The organism is Mucilaginibacter sp. NFR10, assembly GCF_900100445.1.
GTDB lineage: Bacteria > Bacteroidota > Bacteroidia > Sphingobacteriales > Sphingobacteriaceae > Mucilaginibacter > Mucilaginibacter rubeus.
On record NZ_FMTV01000001.1, the window covers coordinates 547,350 to 566,499 of the forward strand.

The following is a 19,150-nucleotide window of genomic DNA, read 5'->3' on the forward strand; positions in this document are numbered from 1 at the left end:
ACGAGCGCAAGAAGCATGCAATAGCCGCAATCGTCGTAAAATAAATCTTAAGTGTAAGTCTCATGTAACTTTTGGACTTTACCGACTTTCGGACCTCCGACTTAAAAGAAGCCCTCATCAAAAAATTACGTAATAAAAACTATCTTGCAAAAAATCTATTGAACTAAAAACTATATTTATCGCGGGTAAGACGCCCGCATTTCCTAACGAACAACAAACAAAAACCATGAGCAGTAATATCGATAAAAACGAATTCAGAAAATATGCTGTTAAGCATCACCGTATTAACAGCCTTTATGTAGACAAATATATTGCAGGTGTTGAAAGAGGCAATATGCCAACAGGCGGTATTACAACCGTACCAACCGGCATGACACCATACATTCTTGAAGAACGCCAGCTTAACGTACAGGCCATGGACGTGTTTTCACGTTTGATGATGGATCGTATCATTTTCCTTGGCGATGCCATTTATGATAATATTGCAAACATTATCCAGGCTCAATTGCTTTTCTTACAATCGGCTGATGCTAAACGTGATATCCAGATCTACATTAACTCGCCAGGTGGTTCGGTTTATGCAGGTTTAGGTATCTATGATACCATGCAGTTTATATCAAATGACGTGGCTACCATCTGTACAGGTATGGCGGCGTCAATGGCTGCAGTACTGTTAGTAGCTGGTACTGAAGGTAAAAGGGCAGCGCTTCCGCATGCAAGGGTGATGATCCACCAGCCATCGGGCGGTGCTCAGGGCCAGCAGTCGGATATAGAGATCACTTATCAGGAGATCACTAAATTGAAAAAAGAACTGTATCAGATCATTGCCGATCATAGCGGTGCACCTTACCAAAAAGTTTGGGATGCATCTGACCGTGACTACTGGATGATTGCAGAAGAAGCCAAAGAATTTGGTATGGTTGACGAGATTTTAAGAGGTAATAAAGGAAAGTAATCTTGAGTCCGCAAGTCCGATAAGTCGGAAAGTCCGGAAGTAAGTATGTTAAAATCAGAAAGTATCGTTGCTTTCGGACTTTACGGACTTCCCGACTTACGGACAATACTTTGTTTTTTGCCACTAATTTTTTAACTTTGAGTAAGAAGACAAATCAGATGAATAAAAACAGCAAAGAGATCAGGTGTTCATTTTGCGGTGCCGGTAAACAGGATTCCCTGATGTTAATAGCAGGACTTGATGCACACATTTGTGACAAATGTGTGAACCAGGCCAATGAAATATTGGCTGAGGAGTTGAAGGTACGTAAAGTGAAGTCATCGCCTCTGGCGCCGGCCCTGCTTAAGCCATCAGAAATGAAGGCACATCTTGATCAGTATGTTATTGGACAGGATGATGCCAAAAAGATACTTTCGGTAGCTGTATATAATCATTATAAACGCTTAAATCAGCGTATTGATAAAGATGAGGTTGAGATTGAAAAATCAAACATCATCATGGTAGGTGAAACAGGTACGGGCAAAACCCTGCTTGCTAAAACACTCGCCAAAGTACTTAACGTTCCGTTTTGCATTTGCGACGCTACTGTGCTAACCGAAGCAGGCTATGTAGGGGAGGACGTTGAAAGCATCCTGACCCGCTTACTGCAATCGGCCGATTATGATGTAACCCTTGCCGAAAAAGGTATTGTTTACATTGATGAGGTTGATAAAATAGCCCGTAAAAGCGATAATGCTTCTATCACCCGCGACGTATCCGGAGAAGGTGTACAACAAGCACTATTGAAGATATTAGAAGGTACCATGGTTAACGTACCACCACAAGGTGGCCGTAAACACCCGGATCAGAAAATGATCACGGTAAATACCAGTAACATCCTTTTCATTTGCGGAGGGGCCTTTGATGGTATTGAAAGGAAGATCGCCAATCGACTGCGTACCCAAACTGTTGGTTACAAGTTTAAGCACGATGAGGGCGATATCGATACTAAAAACTTCTATAAGTATATTACACCGCAGGATTTGAAATCATTTGGTTTAATCCCAGAGCTGATAGGCCGTTTGCCGGTGCTTACCTACCTCAACCCGCTTGACAGGGAAGCATTGCACAATATCCTTACCGAGCCTAAAAACTCATTATTGAAACAGTACAAAAAACTGTTTGAATATGAAGGTGTAAAGCTTGATTTTGAAGACGAAGTACTGGAGTTTATTGTTGATAAAGCAATGGAATTTAAACTTGGCGCGAGGGGCTTACGCTCAATATGCGAAGCTATCATGATTGATGCTATGTTCGAGTTTCCGTCTAAAAAGGATGTGAAACGGTTGAACGTAACATTGGATTACGCACGCGAGAAGTTTGAAAAATCGGATCTGAAAAAGTTAAAAGTAGCTTAACGCACAGTATATAAGCAAACACTTATATTTATTAAAAAATAAAGCGCGCCCTGGTTCTCATACCGGGGTTTGCTGTATAAAAAGAAATCATATGAACGAAGAATTAAACATTAAAAAGGACGGAGATGCCTTACCACCGCCGGTGAAAGAAGTGCAATCGCCCATAAAATCAGGATTAAAAACAAAAGAAGCAATTGTTGCTAACTGGTTACCGCGTTATACCGGCCGACCGCTTGAAGCATTTGGAGAGTATATTATCCTCACCAATTTTTCAAAGTATATCCAGCTGTTTTCGCAGTGGAATGATAACGCGCCTATTATGGGGCTTGAAAAACCAATGCAAAGCGTTACAGCAAACGGTATTACCATTATTAACTTTGGTATGGGCAGTTCGGTTGCGGCTACTGTTATGGACCTGCTCACAGCCATTCACCCCAAAGCTGTCATATTTTTGGGTAAATGCGGAGGCCTTAAGAAAAAGAACAACGTAGGCGACCTGATCCTGCCGATAGCCGCCATCCGTGGTGAAGGTACATCAAATGACTATTTACCGCCAGAGGTCCCTGCCTTGCCATCATTCGCACTGCAGAAAGCCATCTCAACTACCATCCGTGATTATTCACGTGATTACTGGACCGGTACCTGCTACACCACTAACCGCCGCGTTTGGGAGCATGATAAAGTTTTCAAAAAATACCTGAAAGATCTGCGTGCCATGGCCGTTGATATGGAAACAGCTACTATTTTTACCACCGGTTTTGCCAACAAGATTCCTACAGGTGCGTTGCTGTTAGTGTCAGATCAGCCGATGATTCCTGAAGGTGTAAAAACCGCCGAAAGCGATTCGTCAGTAACAGAGCAGTTTGTTGAAACACACCTGCACATAGGTATCGAATCGTTAAAGCAGTTGATCAATAACGGGTTAACGGTTAAGCATCTTAAATTTTAGTCATTTTATTCATTGAGTCATTTTGTCATTAGGTCATTTTTTTAATAGCTTAATGAATAAAAGACTTACGAAGTTTTTGAAACTTCGTAAGTCTGACAAAATGCAAAAATGACTTAATGACCTGATGCCCCAATGACCACTTGTTTCATCCCCTCTCTGCCGTAAAATACCGGAAAATACATCATTTCGGCTTTGGCCGGATTTAGGGTGTATTTACCGTTGTAACGGGGGATGAGATTTACGGTGAATGTATATTTGCCCTGTTTAAGGCTTCGGCAAAATATGCTTACTTTCTCTTTAAAATATTCGCGGTGTACTTCATTGTTGTCCCATTGCTGCTCCTTACTCTCGTACGAGCATCCGGCAGGTATCGGGATCTCTATCATCACAAAATCAGCATCGCCGCGGGCTGTTACTTCTGCTTTTAATAATACAGGTTCACCGCCTTTCAGGGTGGTTATTGTTTTTTCCTTGCGCTCAAACCAGGTATTTACTGTAAAATCTTTACTTACTTTTTCGGGCTTGTTGTTCCAAAACTGCTGATAGCCGGTAATGTATACAGGCAGGCTGCCTGTTTTACTGATACTGATTGTTTTATCAGTTAGCGTTGCCGAATAAGGGAATTTGTCGATCGTTTTTGTATCGGTGCCTGTAAGCCTGATCTGCGATGGTTGAACCTGTTTATTTTCTGTCAACAGATCTGGCAGAATAGTTTCCAGTATCAGCGCCGATTCATAAGTATTACGCCAATCTCCAAGACGGCGTTGTTCAAGGAAGTAGCCGCGGATCTTGGTTAATAGCTCGGGATGCCTGCCTTCGTTTTTGATAATGCGGTAGGCTAATACACTCAACTGTACCGAATTATCAAAAAAGCGATAACCGTCTTCGCCCCAATATAGGTTACCAAACATAGTATGTTTGCTTGTGTTGATTAAACTGTCCATTTTTATGGGTAGGGCAGATTCCTGCCGCAATAACATCATTCTTAACTTATCATAACCCGACAACTTATAGTCGAAGTTTTTTTGTTCCTTAACCTGCTCTTTTTCAATGTCTGTTACATACTTCTGGTAATCAACTTTAGCTTTCAGTTTATGAAGTAACTCAAGGCAAAGTATTTTGTCCCTGCGTTTGTAACTTTCAAGCTGAAAGACGAGATAGTCGGTTAATTTTTGTTTATCCAGTTCAACAGCGTAACCCTCTTTTTGCGCATCTATCAATGCTTCTACCACATGCAGGCTAATCCAGAGTTCTTCGTTACTATCCTTCCACCAGCCCCAGGTACCGTTACTTTTGCGGTTTTCCTGTAGCTTTTTAATTACGTCTTTTATATTTCTCTCGTATTTAAACTCTTCGCCCAAAAACTTTTTAATGTGTCGTTCCATGAGCAGGCCTTTCAATTTTGAAGCCAGCTGCTCATTGCACAGATACTTGTACTCCCTCAGCTTACGGGTTTCTTCAGTCAACGCAGGCAATACAGAAGCCTCTGCCCGGAAAGTGACAGGTCCCAAAGCCGGATCAAATTTCATGTTCACTGTGGTATCGCGGTCAAGTGCCTCAAAAACTCCTTTGGTTTCTTTAACACCCTGCGGCATTACCGGGATCCTGCGTTGCTCGCCGTCAAAATAGCCGTTATCCCGTTTAATGGTGTATTCAAAAGTGAGGCTGTCGGTAGGATTGGTAGAAGCAGCGGCAGTAGCAGTAATGGTAAGTGTGTCAATTTTAGAGTTTTTAACTTCCAGCTCGTCTTGTTTCAAAGTCTGGCCGTTGTATTTAAAAATTCGGGTAAGCTTCGCGGAGGTATTGTTGTAGTTCATTACCTTACCAATCAAGTTCATTTCGTCGCCGGCTATGGCAAATTGCGGTGCGACAAAATTTGCGCTTAATGGTTTATATGATTTGATACTGCTTTCGGTAAAGCCGGTTTGCTTGTTGCCCGTTATGCCGATGATAAATGTTCGCCAGTTGGTGATATCATCAGGGTAATTAACCATGAAACTTGCTTTGCCATGTTCGTCAGTAGTCAGTTTAGGTTGCCAGTAGGCATAATCAGAAAAGTTTTTACGCATGGTTTGCGAACTGCCGGTTTGTGTACTGTCGGCCCTTTGGCCTCCAGCCAAACCCGGTTTAGCTTTGGTCCGGATCACGATGACGCCATTTGCACCACGCGCACCATATATAGCAGTGGCGGCGGCGTCTTTCAATACACTAATTTCTGCAATGTCTTCTTTATTTACGTCAGATAGTTTATCAACAATCTCGCCATCCACCACAATCAGCGGCTGGGCCGACGGTGATGAATTAATGCCCCTGATCATGATATTGGCTTCGTTACCTACTGTCAGGCCAGCAAGCCCGCCTTCTAAGGAAGATACGGTTGCTATCGATCCGGTCATTTCCGCTTTTCGTTGCACGCCATACCCAATAACCACTACTTCCTGCAAGGATTTTGAGCTGGGTTTTAAGACTACCTTGATAGTTGCACCGGGTTGTATGCTTAACTCCTGTGTTTCGTACCCTATAAAGCTTACAATGAGTTTGCCGGTTTTGGGTACTTTTAATTTAAAGCGCCCTGCTATGTCAGTTTGCGTACCTGTTGATGAACCCTTTACCCTTATGGTTACGCCGGGTACAACCAATTTATCATCGCTGGCGGTAACTATTCCGCTCATCATATCGCCGAAGTTGCCGGTATCAAGGTATTTATCATTAAACGCTTCTTTTATTTTCAGGGCATCGTTTTCTATTTCCCGGTCACCGTGATTATAGCCGCCCGTCCTGTTATTGATAATGTTGCTGATCCGCACACCTACCGAATCTTTGCCATGCGTGGGCAACACCGTAAAATTGTAAAAATTAGTACCACCTGTTTTTATGGTTACATTTTCTTTAATATCATAACTATCGCCCTTAAGCAAAAATAAAAGCCTGTAGCTGCCGGCGTTAAGGTTATTAATGTATGTGGTATTGCCGGGATAGATCAATAAAAAGTCCGGGTCATCATATTTATAAACGATCAGGTTTTTAACCAGCAGTTTTTTGCCCTTAGGTTGATCGATGCTCATACTTAGTTTACCTGTTTCGCCGGTGATGGTAGGGTTTACAAAAAGCGATTGCGTGTTGCTGCGCAGGTCAAGATATTGCTGCCAGATACTTTCGGCCTCGGGTTGGGTAAGTACCTGTTGTGTATAATCATCGGCCGGGCCCTGGTATGACGATAGTATGGGGTTGAAGGGATAAGTAGTGGGGATACTTTTTTGTTTAATAAGGCCGGGCTCAAACTGAAATGAATAACCTGGTTCGGCAACAAAACGTCGTGATCCGCTGCCTTGTACATCTAAATTGGCAAAGTTTTCGGCCGACGGACCTATGAGTACACTGTTGTTTCGGTAACCATAGTTCGGGTCGGGATTGATCATGAATACCTTTTCGTTTTGGGTAAGGAGGGCCATCTTCCAGCCAAAATTATTGATAACGGTAATCAGGTAACGGTTGATGAGATCGCATTCATAGGTACTCAATGTATCCAAAACCTTTGTTGAGTGCGCATTATCCGCATTAATGCTGAAGATCAGTTTTTTCGATTTTTGTACATCCACACTATCTACCCAAACGTTTTGATGGCTGGTCCTGAACCGGAACATGTGCCTGCCCGGCGATACCGCGAAGCTGTAGCGTTTAAGCTGCTGTGTTTGGTCGAAGTACACCGGCCGGTCATCAATATAAAGGATATGTACGGGCAGTACATCGCCGTTTTTAATCACAAAAGGCGCCACCTGAGTTAGCGAGTCTTTGGCGTCTTCTTCAACCCGGTAAATTTTGTTAGGGTGAGTAAACTGGTAGTAAGCAATACTGTCAAGCCCCATTTCCTTACTCCAGCGCTTCCAGTTGAGCTGTAATGACCCATCGCCATTTATATTGCCGGTATTAAAACCCATTTTTTGCTTGCGATAAGTAAAACCTTTGCCAAGGTATGGCACATACGGCGCCTTGTAGTCGGCAAACTTACTCGTCATTGACCAGGCCGTTAAATCAGCATTGGCTACAGGCTGGCCTTTGACATCGGTAACCACGATGTCGGTTTTGGCTTGCTGCCCGGGATAAACGGACACAGGCTGACGAACGTTGATGGTCAGCAGCTTATCGCGGTACATGATATCGGTGGCTTCTGTTTTGCTTTCGCCTGCCCAGATATAATGCACCTGAAAGTTTAGGAGGTTTTGATCATTATAAGCACGTACATAAAACAGGTTATTGGCCTGCCCTGCATCAATTAATTTGTTGCCGCCAAATACCGAATACCAAAAATGCAGGTGCCGCGGGTTGTCAACCTTTACAAACACCGAATCGGCGGTGCGGTAGCCCGATAGCGAGATGCCGGCGTTATTATCTTTTAGGTCGAGGTCGGCATAAGCGCTGTCTGTTTCGATATTGTAACTATCGGCATAAGGATTGATGATGGTTTTTGCCGGGAGCATTACCCTGACCCTGGTTATGGTATCATACTTTGCGTTAAGGGCGCTGATGGTAGCCATAGTTTGTACGGCCTTACCATTATCAACGGCGGTACTCATCAATGTATCGCCGTTTAACTTGGCGGTAATACTAAATCGGCTGTACCGGTAACTCATATCGTTATTGGCCGATTGCTGTTCGTTATTACTGTTCAGAAATTCTGAATTAATGGTGTAAGTAATATCTGCCTTAGGAAAGATGGAATCGGGGATAATTAGTTTGGTTTCGCCAACCGGGTCAAGCTGTAGCTGGTGTGTCCAAAGCTGGTCGGGCACAAAAGTGTAGTTTTGCCTGCGCGTGCCGGTGCCACGGGTATTAAGTGTAACAGTAACCCTGCCATCTGTAACCGGCAGGTTATTTTCGTCAACTGCTTTTAAATATAATGTAGCCGGATTTCCGGGCCCGTGTTCTTCTTTATCAACCCTGGTGCTGAAGGTTATTGATTTAAGTTCGTATTCTTCGTATTTAAACCGACCCGTCAGAAAAACCTTGCGTTTGGCTAAAAAGCCCTGATCGTCATTGCCCTCATAATCATCCAATTTGTATTTTTCGCTTGATGGATCTTCGAGCGAGATGGTATAATCTTCATCAAGTGAAAGGTCAAGACTATCTGTGAGGGCGAAACTATATACATAAGCCCCGTCGAGGTAACTGTTTACTTTGCCGATGATCTTACCGTCATCCTCATACCGCTCTTTGAGCCGTACCAAAAGCTGAGCTGCGTTTACAGGTTGTTTTGATTTTTTATTTAAGATGATCGCCTTGAATTTTACCGTATCATGTGGTTTATAAATGGCCTTGTTAAAAACCATGAAGCCTTCATAATTATCTGCGGGCTGATGGCTGTAATATTTATCGTGTCCCTTAAACAGGTTTTTAAAGCGTTTCCAGGTAGCTTTAAAAAAGCTCATATGGCGATACGGATTATAATGATAATAAGATGAGCGCTGCTGTTTTTTTATAGCGTAGTAATTGGTTACGCCCGCGTAATCAACTTTTAGTATGGTATCCCTTTTTGAAGGGTTAGCTATATACAAGCCGGCTTTTGAATCATAAGTAACGGTATGATTATTAAACTGCACTAAAGCGTTGTTAATGGCTTTACCTGTCTGATCAACTAAAATAAAGCGGAGGTCATAGTTATTAGCCAGCAGTTTTAAATTGGCCGAGCGGTTTTCGATAAGCGAATAGCTTAGCACGTTCTTTTTGGCAACTACTTTCAAATAGTTGCTGGGAGGGAGGGTATTGTTCCATTTATCGTTTGTTTTAAACGAATCAATGGGGTTGTGTAATATTTGCTCATCAGGTTTTTTACGTGGGTAGCGGTAAAATTTAAGCACATCACCAGCCGTTATTTTATATATGTAGGTATAATAACTGCTTTGCCGGCTTGGGGTAAGCGGCTTTTGCCCCAATGCAGCAGTTATACAAAAACTTAAGAAACTGAAAAATAATAACGATCTTTTTAGTGTTGCCTGCATGTTTAGGTATGTTTTGTGGTAATTACCACCGGTTTAAATTTATTACATTTATGCTTGTGTGCTTATAGGATGCAGATCTATTTACTTTTCCATAAAAGAAATATCATTTAAGAAACTTATTTTTGAGGCGTAACCCTGCTTTATATACCGGGTTAGTAGAGATTTAAATTATGTGGTACAACAACATACTCGATACCATTGGCAATACGCCGCTGGTAAAACTGAATAAAGTAGCAAAAGATATCCCTGCTACCGTTTTAGCTAAAATAGAGACAACCAACCCCGGCAACTCCATTAAAGACCGTATGGCCCTTAAAATGATTGAAGACGCCGAGAAAAGCGGTAAGCTTAAACCCGGCGGTACTATTATTGAAGGTACATCGGGCAATACCGGTATGGGACTGGCCATTGCGGCCGTTATCAAAGGCTATAAATGTATTTTTACCAGTACCGATAAACAGTCAAAAGAAAAGTTTGATGCTTTACGCGCCTTTGGTGCCGAGGTAATTGTTTGCCCAACCAACGTAGAGCCTGAAGATCCACGATCATACTATTCAGTATCGTCACGTTTGGAGCGGGAAGTCCCTAACTCATGGAAACCTAATCAGTATGATAACCTAAGCAACTCTCAGGCGCATTATGAAAGCACCGGTCCCGAAATTTGGGAACAGACCGAAGGCAAGATCACCCACCTTATTGCAGGTGTTGGTACCGGAGGTACTATATCAGGCATTGCCCGTTATCTGAAAGAGAAGAACCCTGCTATCCAGGTTTTGGGTATTGACACTTACGGGTCTGTATTTAAAAAATACAAAGAGACAGGTGTTTTTGATAAAAACGAGATCTATCCTTACATCACGGAAGGTATCGGCGAGGATTTCCTGCCGCAAAACGTTGATTTTAGCTTAATTGACCACTTTGAAAAAGTGACTGATAAAGATGCCGCCCTCATGACCCGTGAAATTGCCCGTAAGGAAGGTATCTTCTCCGGTAACTCAACCGGATCGGCAGTAGCGGGCTTGCTACAGATGAAGGATAAATTTAAAGAAGGCGATGTGGTTGTGATCATCTTCCCTGACCATGGTACCCGTTACCTGGGCAAAATGTATAACGACGACTGGCTGCGCGACCGCGGTTTCCTGAAAGACGAAAAACTAACTGCCCGCGATATCATCAGCAAAAAAGATGTGCAGGAGATCATCACTATTGATTGTGAGAAGAGCGTGCTGGAAGCCATCAACACCATTAAATCGCTCAATATATCTCAGATCCCGGTTACGCAAAAAGGCATGGTAATTGGAAAGATCACCGAAAGCGATATTCTTGATTCACTAATCGAAAACCCATCCATCAAATCGCAGCCGATCAAGAACATCACTACCGCACCATTCCCGTTTGTTGATCTGAATACTTCGATAGACAGGATCTCGGCCATGATCAATAAAGACAACATTGCTGTGTTGGTTGAAGACGGGCAGGGTAAAATTGAGATCATTACCCAGTATGATATTATAAACGCCATTTCAGCTTAGTTTTTGAGGTAAAAGGTTAAAGGCGAAAGGTTAAAGGTGTTATGTGATAAGCATAGCGCCTTTTTTTATATTTAGAGCATGAAACATTTTTTCGTTTTTACATCCATATTTCTGTTGCCGTTTATTAGTCATTCTCAAAAACACACTATACTCGGTGCCGAGGTGGCAAAGGAAGAACTAAAAAAAGCATTGACGGAGAAAAGGGAACGACAGGTAATTGTTGATAAGGTTATTACAGATAAACAAACTGCTATAGCTGTTGCCGAAGCGATTCTATTTAAAATATATGGAAGAGCGCAAATAGTTAATGAAAGACCTTATGAGACTTATTTTATAAATGGCTATTGGGTATTAAATGGTACGTTGCCCGAAAAAATGTTGGGCGGCGGATTTTTAATTGTGCTCAATGCTAAAGACGGTCGAGTTGTTCGACTAACGCATTATAAATGATCAAAAACCTTTCGCCTTTCACCTCAACTACTCCAACCGCTTCTTCGCCAATTCGGGGCTATACCTTTGATTTAACCGGTAATTTGGTGTAATGATAAACACAGCCGTACCTTTTTCGCGTGCAAGCGGATTGGTTACTTCGCCTACTTTCGTAAAACTGCCTATCATTTTTCCTTTCACAAATTCTGTAATGTTTTTGCCGCCGCCGTCATCTATATAAATCAGGTATTTGCATTTGAGGCTATCGGGTGCCCAAAGGGTAAAGCTGCTGTTCAGTGATATTACATCGGGATAACCGTATTGCTTACGATAATGGTGGATTGCACCGGCTTCACCGTAGTTATCGGCATAGACCATAGTTTGTTTCTGATCATCAGGGTTAAGGCTTTTGTAGGCTTTATCAACCAGTGCGGCCATATCATCCCAGCCCAGCATGTCGGCATAATCCTGGGTGGTAGCGTGCTTTTTCCCATCCTCCCAGGTCATCGAAAAACGAGCAGGTGGGAGATGTTTATCGGCAAATCGAAAAAATGCCAGGGTTTGGTCCATTGGTAAAATGGGCAATAAAATGGGCAGTAACAAAGCATTGGGCAACGTAAACAATATTACCAGGGCAGTACGCAAAACATAGCCGGTGGTTTTTAATAAACGCTCAAAACCAAAGGCGCCTGCAGCAAACAGCATAGGGTAAGCACCAAAAATGTAATAGCTTTTGCCATCCATCATCAGTAAAAAAAAGAAGATGAGCGCATAAGCCAATGCCAGAAACTGGAAATTACGCAGCCTGAATGAAAATATCAGGAACGCCAGTCCGTTAAGCCATACAAATAACGCTATGCCGTTGACCAGTAGTTGCTGCTTAATAAAGTCGGTTGGGGTTATGTAATCCAGCTGCTGCTCGCGCAGGGCTTTCATATGCGTAAATACAGGCATGTGATGTGTTATTTGCCAGATGAGGTTAGGCAGTACGATAACTATTGTTATCAAGGCAGCACCAAGAATATGCTTATTGAACAGTAATTTACGCTGCTTGCTAATAAGAATCCCAATAACCAGCGAAGCTGCGAAAAATAGCATGGTGTACTTGGTAAGTACGCCAAAGCCAACGGCTGCCCCCAGCCAGTACAGGTACCTTACATCGGTAGTGTTGAGGTATTTTACGAGCAGCCAAACGGTTAATACCCACCAAAACTGATCGAATACTACAGGCTGAAAAAGATAGTCACTTGCTGCAAAGGCAGGCGCAAAAATGAGTGATAAACACGCAAGGGTTATAGCAAACTTCTTTCCACCAAATTCTATTACTATAAGTCCGGTGAGCAGCACAATAAGCCCACCAAACAGGGTAGGGAACAATCGCGCCGCAAAAACCGAGTTGCCAAAACAAGTTATAGAAATTTTTGCCAGGATGGCTATAAATGGCGGTACTTCCTTATATCCCCAATCCAGGTGGTCGGCCAGTACAAGGTGCAAAAACTCATCCCTGTGGAAACCAAAATGCGATATGGCGAAAAGATTAAGAACAACTTTAATAAATACAAATATCAGTACAAAATAAACGTAGGTAGATTTCCGGTTTTTGTAAGGCATTGTTTATAGAATGGTTTTTTAAAGGTAGTATTTTTGAGGTGAAAGGTAAAAGGTTAAAGGCGAAAGGTCTTTAAAAAGTAAATTATTAATGCCGCTTTATACGCAACTATTTAAGTATTTCCCGGTTAAGTACTATATTTTGATAGAAAAAGTTCTAAAATAAAAAAAGGTTAAAGGCTTTGCTAAGTGCAGCTACCTTTAACCTTTAACCTTTCGCCTTTAACCTAAAACTTAGATCCGGGTTATATCAGCGCCCAAAGCTTTAAGCCTGGTATCAATATGCTGATAGCCGCGTTCAATTTGTTCAATGTTATAAATGGTTGACTGGCCTTGTGCCGAAAGTGCGGCGATCAATAAGGAAACCCCGGCGCGGATGTCCGGCGAGGTCATAGAGATACCGCGCAGTTTAACCTGGTTATCAAGGCCGATAACGGTTGCACGGTGCGGATCGCAAAGGATGATCTGCGCGCCCATATCCAACAGCTTATCCACGAAAAATAAGCGGCTTTCAAACATTTTCTGGTGGATTAGTACCGAACCTTTAGCCTGGATGGCGACAACCAGCACGATACTTAATAAATCGGGTGTAAAGCCCGGCCATGGCGCATCGGCAATGGTCATGATACTGCCGTCAATAAAAGTTTCTATTTCATAGTGTTCCTGGGCCGGGATAAAAATATCATCACCTCTAAGCTCCAGTTTAATGCCCAAACGCCTGAAAACATCAGGGATCATGCCCAATTCTTTGTATTGAACATCTTTAATGGTGATTTCAGAACCGGTCATGGCTGCAAGGCCGATAAATGAACCAATCTCGATCATATCGGGCAGTAAACGGTGTTCTGTACCGCCCAGTTTTTCAACACCTTCAATGGTTAACAGGTTTGAACCGATACCGCTGATTTTAGCACCCATACGGCTCAGCATTTTACAAAGCTGCTGCAGGTAAGGCTCGCAGGCGGCGTTGTAAATAGTGGTGGTGCCTTTAGCTAATACCGCGGCCATTACCACGTTGGCTGTTCCTGTTACAGAGGCTTCATCAAGCAGGATATAGGTACCTTGCAGGTTGGAGGCATCTACATTAAAGAAACCATTTTCGGGATTGTAATTAAATTGGGCCCCCAGTTTCTCGAAACCCAGGAAGTGGGTATCCAACCTGCGGCGACCAATTTTATCGCCACCCGGTTTAGGGATAGATGCTTTGCCAAAACGTGCCAGCAAGGGGCCAACTATCATGATAGAACCACGTAAGCCGCCGCCCTTTGATTTAAAAGCTTCAGACAAGAAAAAATCCTGGTTGATATCTTTGGCCTCAAAGGTGTAAGTATGCTCGTTGATACGTTCAACAATAACGCCCATATCGCCAAGCAGCTCTATCAGTTTGTTTACATCCTTTATATCGGGGATGTTGCTGATGGTTACTTTTTCTTCAGTAAGCAATACGGCAGATATAACCTGTAAAGCTTCGTTTTTTGCACCCTGCGGGGTTATTTCACCTTTTAGCGGTTTGCCGCCATTTATTACAAATGCGTTAGTCATGCGGAGTTTCGGATAATTGATATAATCACCAATGATAAACTGTAAAAGCTATGATCGGTTTTGCCAAATAATTTATATGGGGCAAAGATTAGAAAATTAATGGAAAAACCTTGCTAAATATCCTGTACCAAAAGATACTTTTATGAAAGAGGGAAAGCAGAAGAAAAGCAAAAGCCCTCCCCTGAAGGGGAGGGTTGGGTGGGGTTAATATTTTTTTGCGCCGCCGTTGTTACGGTTGCGGTTTTGGTTGTTGTTGCGGTTTTGATTATTGTTTTGCCTGCCGCCATTACCGCCGCCACGGTTTTGATTGTTTTGGTTATTGTTGCGGCCGCGGTTGTTATTATTGGTATTGTTTTGCTGAAAGTTATTAGGGCGGAAATCAACACGGTTAAGGTTGATGTTCTCTTCCAGTTTCAATGTACCGCCCGATAAAGCATACAGATCAGACAGGATGCTTTCGTCGCTCACGGAGTCTTTGTTCCATTGTACATAGGCCATTTTCATGAAATTGGCTATAGCCTGGATCATGTGGCGCTTACGTTCAGGTTCCTCAATGGCTTTAGCTTTTTCAATCATCAGCTCAATGGTTTTGCCATAGTGCTTGTATTTGATACGCTGATGAGGATAGTTTAACGGTGCTGGTTTAATATGCACAGCATCCGGCGATGGTTTGGGATACGGTGAATCCACATCAATCTGGTAATCAGATATGATATGCAGGTGGTCCCAAAGTTTGTGCTTAAAATCGGCTACATCGCGCAGGTGGGGGTTAAGGAAACCCATCAGGTCAATAACTACCTGTGCGTAGCGGTTACGTTCTTCTTTAGTTGGCAGCGCTACAATATATTTAACCATATTTTGTACGTTACGGCCATATTCAGACAGGATCAGTTTATTCCTGGTTGAGTTATAATCAAAATTTGCAGGCGTGTTTTCTTTAGCCATGGTAATAATTTTTTAAGAAAGTTGAAAGTTAGCCAGGCAAATTTCCCTGATTGGAAGGGCAAAAGAGGCTAAAATTGAATTGTTACTTGTATTGAAGTAGTGCAAATATAAACTAATACTTATAATACGCAAATTACGTTGGTTAATTGTTGCAAATATTTGTTTTATTTTAGCTTTTAAACATCTACAATTTGGAAAATCAGCAAATTACTATCACGCATACAGAGATCTACCGCTTCAGCATCCCGATGGAGCCCTTTACCATTGCCACCGGAACATTATCTCACGCCCAAAATGTTTTTATCCGTGTGCATACCGATGCCGGTTTTTACGGTGTAGGGGAATGCTCGGCTTTCCCGATGATTGTTGGCGAAACGCAGGATACCTGCCTGATTATGGCGCGTGAGTTTGCCCGCTTATGGAAAGGCAAAGATGCGCTTGATATCGAAGCCCGGCTTGGCGAACTTCACAGTTTTACTGCCGGTAATACCACTATAAAAAGCGCCTTTGATAACGCCCTGTTTGATATAGCAGCAAAAAACGCGGGCTCGCCATTATACCAGTTTTTGGGCGGCGAAAGACGTGTTGTTGAATCAGATATTACGATAGGGATTGCCGGGCATCATACCATGGCTTTAAAAGCGCTTGATTTTAAAGCTTCCGGGGCTAATATATTAAAGGTGAAGCTGGGCAAAAACGCCGTTGAGGATGTAGAGCGCATTAAACAGATCCGTGAAGCCGTTGGCCCGGGTATGAAGATCCGTATTGATGCCAACCAGGGCTGGACTTTTAACGAAGCGGTTTTTGCCTTGCAGTCAATTGCGCAATATGATATTGAATTTTGCGAGCAGCCTATACGTACCTGGTATGATGACCGGCTGCCTGAACTTATGCAGTTGTCGCCGGTTAAGATCATGGCCGACGAAAGTGTGTATAATCATCATGATGCCCGCAAACAAATCAACGCCGGGGCGTGCCATTATATCAATATTAAAATGGCCAAGTCTGGAGGTATTTATGAGGCTAAAAGGATTCACGACGTTGCTGCTTCATACGGGATACCCTGTATGATGGGAGGGATGCTGGAAAGCCGGATAGCATTAAGCGCCAAATTACACTTTGTATATGCCAGCCCCAATATCCGGTTTTATGACATGGATACCTGTAAACTGGGGCATTTGGTTGACCCGTGTGTTGGCGGGGCCATATATGATGGATATCATTTAACCATCGACGACGCGCCAGGCATAGGCGCCGATGCCGATGAAGTATTTTTGGCCGATTGCGAACGATTTACTATTTAACAAATATGCTGATCAGAAAAGCTACCATTGAAGACCTGCCCGTATTGCTTCAATTTGAGCAGGGTATAATTACTGCCGAACGCCCTTTTGATAGCACGCTTAAACCCGATCCTATCAGTTATTATGATTTGAAGGCGTTCATAACCTCAACAGATGTGCAGGTTTTGGTAGCCGAAATTGACGGAGAGATAGCGGGCAGCGGATATGCCCGAATTAAAAAGAACCCGGACGCGTACTATGACTTTGAAAAATATGCTTACCTGGGTTTTATGTATGTGCTGCCTGCATGCCGGGGTATGGGAGTAAACCAGGCCATAATAGAAGAATTGAAGAAATGGACAGTTGAGCAAGGGTTGACCGAAATAAGGCTCGAGGTATATAATGATAATATTGGAGCCATTAAAGCCTATGAAAAAGCAGGATTTAAAAAACGTATGATTGAAATGCGGATAAGGCTGTAATTGAATTATATAAAACGAGCCGGTAAGTTTCCCTTGCCGGCTCGTGGGGTGTTATAAATATCTTATAGCAGAGGCTTTCGCTTCATTTTATTTTCGCTTAAGGCTTTAGTTGTTTTTGTTTTTTCCTGTTTTGATGATTTTAGATCGCGCAACTGCTTAGATGCATCGGTCTTTTCTTTGTCCAATTCTTTAGTTGCCATGTTTTTGATTTTTGTATAGTTAGATAATATCATAAATATATTATTTGTTTTACCCAAATCAAAAAATAACTGCCGTTATCGCGCAAATTAAAGCTTCATGACATTAGTTTGATAACTCCGCAAAGTATTTGTGAAACAGCGGAATGGTTTCTATGCCTTTATAATAATTGTAAATATCATATTTCTCATTAGGCGAGTGCAGGGCATCGCTATCAAGCCCGAAACCCATCAATACAGTTTTTAAACCAAGCTCGGCTTCAAACAAAGCAACAATTGGGATACTACCCCCACCCCGGGTTGGGATAGGCTCTTTACCAAATGATTCGGCAATGGCTTTTTGAGCAGCACGGTAAGCCACACTGTCGGTTGGGGTTACAGCCGGTTCGCCGCCATGATGCGGGGTTACCTTAACCTTAACATAGGGAGGTGCAATACTTAAAAAATGGTCGGTAAAGAGTTTGGTTATAGCTTCTGACGTTTGGTTGGGCACTAAACGCATAGAGATTTTGGCATTGGCTTTTGAAGGCAACACTGTTTTGGCGCCTTCGCCTATATAGCCGCCCCAAATGCCGTTTAGCTCAAGAGTAGGACGGGTGCCTGTACGTTCAAAAGTACTGTAGCCCTTTTCGCCCCAAAGCTCGGCTACATCAAGGTCTTGTTTGTATCCGGCTTCATCATAAGGCGCGCTGTTAAGGGCTTTGCGTTCTGCTTCGCTAAGCGGTACCACATCGTTATAAAAACCGGGAATGGTGATATGATTGTTTTCATCATGCAGACTGGCAATCATCTGGGCCAGGATGGTGATAGGGTTAGCTACAGCGCCGCCGTAAACACCCGAATGCAGGTCGCGGTTAGGGCCGGTTACTTCTACCTCAAGATAGGAAAGGCCGCGTAAACCTGTTTCAAGTGAAGGATGTTCCATGCTGATCATCGAAGTATCAGAGATCAGCACCACATCGGCTTTCAACTTTTCCTTGTTGGCTTTCACAAAGATGCCCAGGTTGGATGAACCCACTTCTTCTTCGCCCTCAATCATAAACTTAATATTGCAAGGAAGTGTACCGGTTTGCATCATCAGCTCAAAGGCTTTTACATGCATGTAAAACTGTCCTTTATCATCGCAGGCACCGCGGGCGTATATTTTTCCATCCCGAACAGTTGGTTCAAAAGGAGGTGTTTTCCACAGTTCCAACGGATCTGGCGGTTGTACATCGTAGTGCCCATAAACCAATACGGTAGGTTTGGAAGCATCTATGATCTTTTCGCCGTATACAATAGGGTAGCCGGCGGTTTGGCATATTTCAACATTATCAGCTCCGGCATCGCGGAGCTTTGCTGCCACATAATCGGCAGTTTTTAATACTTCAGGTTTGTATTTTGGATCGGCACTAACCGATGCTAAACGTAACAGGTCAAATAACTCATCAAGTAAACGCTGTTTGTTTTGCTCAACATATTGCTTTATGTGCTGCATAATATTATTGTTTGCAGCAAATATAGTTAGTTCATTGGTTCACTCGTTCATTAGTTTATTGGTGAATGAAATTAACCGCGAAAACCAGTAATTCACCAATTCAATAATTCCCAAATTGATTATTAATCTGCCGAACCCAGATCTGATTTTGGTGTATTGACAGCCTTAGTGGCAAACTCAACTTTCTCGACTTTTATTTTAGCTTCTTGTTTAGGCGCTTTATGAGTTAATGATACAGCGGTAAGGCCTGTAGCTATTAAAACCGCTGCTGCAATGATGAATTTCTTCATGTTGTCAACTATTCAAATTTTAGTTTATAACATATGATTTTATAATAGAAGAGTTGTTGATTATGCCA

14 protein-coding genes are annotated in these 19,150 nt (G+C 42.7%); 7 read left to right on the plus strand and 7 right to left on the minus strand.

Going from position 1 to position 19,150, the window contains the following annotated elements; all coding sequences use genetic code 11:
- Nucleotides 1-226: 226 nt before the first annotated feature.
- From BLP33_RS02450 to BLP33_RS02460, 3 genes are all read left to right on the plus strand, one after another.
- A complete protein-coding gene (locus BLP33_RS02450; protein ID WP_090524532.1) occupies nt 227-955 on the plus strand; it encodes an ATP-dependent Clp protease proteolytic subunit in 729 nt (242 codons plus the stop codon).
- A 158-nt stretch (nt 956-1,113) separates the two neighbouring features.
- A complete protein-coding gene (gene clpX, locus BLP33_RS02455; RefSeq protein ID WP_090524534.1) occupies nt 1,114-2,352 on the plus strand; it encodes an ATP-dependent Clp protease ATP-binding subunit ClpX in 1,239 nt (412 codons plus the stop codon).
- A gap of 91 nt (nt 2,353-2,443) precedes the next feature.
- A complete protein-coding gene (locus BLP33_RS02460) occupies nt 2,444-3,301 on the plus strand; it encodes an AMP nucleosidase (protein ID WP_090524536.1) in 858 nt (285 codons plus the stop codon).
- Between the two features lie 113 nt (nt 3,302-3,414).
- Here the strand turns inward: BLP33_RS02460 and BLP33_RS02465 are convergent, their stop codons facing one another.
- Nucleotides 3,415-9,297 (minus strand): alpha-2-macroglobulin family protein, encoded by a 5,883-nt coding sequence (locus BLP33_RS02465; RefSeq protein WP_090524538.1) that lies wholly within the window; start codon nt 9,295-9,297, stop codon nt 3,415-3,417.
- Nucleotides 9,298-9,467: 170 nt separating this feature from the next.
- Here BLP33_RS02465 and BLP33_RS02470 point away from each other — a divergent pair, with 170 nt between their 5' ends.
- Both BLP33_RS02470 and BLP33_RS02475 read left to right on the plus strand, forming a co-directional pair.
- The gene (locus tag BLP33_RS02470) at nt 9,468-10,829 is read left to right on the plus strand and encodes a cystathionine beta-synthase (protein ID WP_090524540.1); all 1,362 of its coding nucleotides are present in this window, start codon (nt 9,468-9,470) and stop codon (nt 10,827-10,829) included.
- 78 nt (nt 10,830-10,907) lie between these two features.
- Nucleotides 10,908-11,279, plus strand: coding sequence for an NTF2 fold immunity protein (locus BLP33_RS02475; protein WP_090524542.1), 372 nt, complete (start codon nt 10,908-10,910; stop codon nt 11,277-11,279).
- Between the two features lie 27 nt (nt 11,280-11,306).
- Here BLP33_RS02475 and BLP33_RS02480 read toward each other — a convergent pair whose 3' ends face one another.
- The 3 genes from BLP33_RS02480 to BLP33_RS02490 all read right to left on the minus strand — a co-directional run bounded on the left by BLP33_RS02480 (nt 11,307) and on the right by BLP33_RS02490 (nt 15,353).
- A complete protein-coding gene (locus BLP33_RS02480; RefSeq protein WP_090524544.1) occupies nt 11,307-12,869 on the minus strand; it encodes an ArnT family glycosyltransferase in 1,563 nt (520 codons plus the stop codon).
- 231 nt (nt 12,870-13,100) lie between these two features.
- Entirely contained in the window at nt 13,101-14,408 is a 1,308-nt protein-coding gene (murA, locus tag BLP33_RS02485; protein WP_090524545.1) for a UDP-N-acetylglucosamine 1-carboxyvinyltransferase, read from the minus strand.
- Nucleotides 14,409-14,612: 204 nt separating this feature from the next.
- A complete protein-coding gene (locus tag BLP33_RS02490) occupies nt 14,613-15,353 on the minus strand; it encodes a DUF4290 domain-containing protein (RefSeq protein ID WP_090524547.1) in 741 nt (246 codons plus the stop codon).
- A gap of 206 nt (nt 15,354-15,559) precedes the next feature.
- Here BLP33_RS02490 and BLP33_RS02495 point away from each other — a divergent pair, with 206 nt between their 5' ends.
- Both BLP33_RS02495 and BLP33_RS02500 read left to right on the plus strand, forming a co-directional pair.
- Complete coding sequence (locus tag BLP33_RS02495; protein WP_090526168.1) at nt 15,560-16,657, plus strand: mandelate racemase/muconate lactonizing enzyme family protein; 1,098 nt, start codon at nt 15,560-15,562, stop codon at nt 16,655-16,657.
- Between the two features lie 5 nt (nt 16,658-16,662).
- A complete protein-coding gene (locus BLP33_RS02500) occupies nt 16,663-17,118 on the plus strand; it encodes a GNAT family N-acetyltransferase (protein WP_090524548.1) in 456 nt (151 codons plus the stop codon).
- A gap of 62 nt (nt 17,119-17,180) precedes the next feature.
- Here BLP33_RS02500 and BLP33_RS27315 read toward each other — a convergent pair whose 3' ends face one another.
- The 3 genes from BLP33_RS27315 to BLP33_RS27320 all read right to left on the minus strand — a co-directional run bounded on the left by BLP33_RS27315 (nt 17,181) and on the right by BLP33_RS27320 (nt 19,082).
- Nucleotides 17,181-17,318 carry a hypothetical protein gene (locus BLP33_RS27315; protein ID WP_175489902.1) on the minus strand — a complete coding sequence of 46 codons (138 nt, stop codon included), beginning with the start codon at nt 17,316-17,318 and terminating at the stop codon, nt 17,181-17,183.
- Nucleotides 17,319-17,421: 103 nt separating this feature from the next.
- A complete protein-coding gene (locus tag BLP33_RS02510; RefSeq protein ID WP_090524552.1) occupies nt 17,422-18,792 on the minus strand; it encodes a dipeptidase in 1,371 nt (456 codons plus the stop codon).
- Nucleotides 18,793-18,914: 122 nt separating this feature from the next.
- Nucleotides 18,915-19,082 (minus strand): hypothetical protein, encoded by a 168-nt coding sequence (locus BLP33_RS27320; RefSeq protein ID WP_175489903.1) that lies wholly within the window; start codon nt 19,080-19,082, stop codon nt 18,915-18,917.
- Nucleotides 19,083-19,150: the final 68 nt, after the last annotated feature.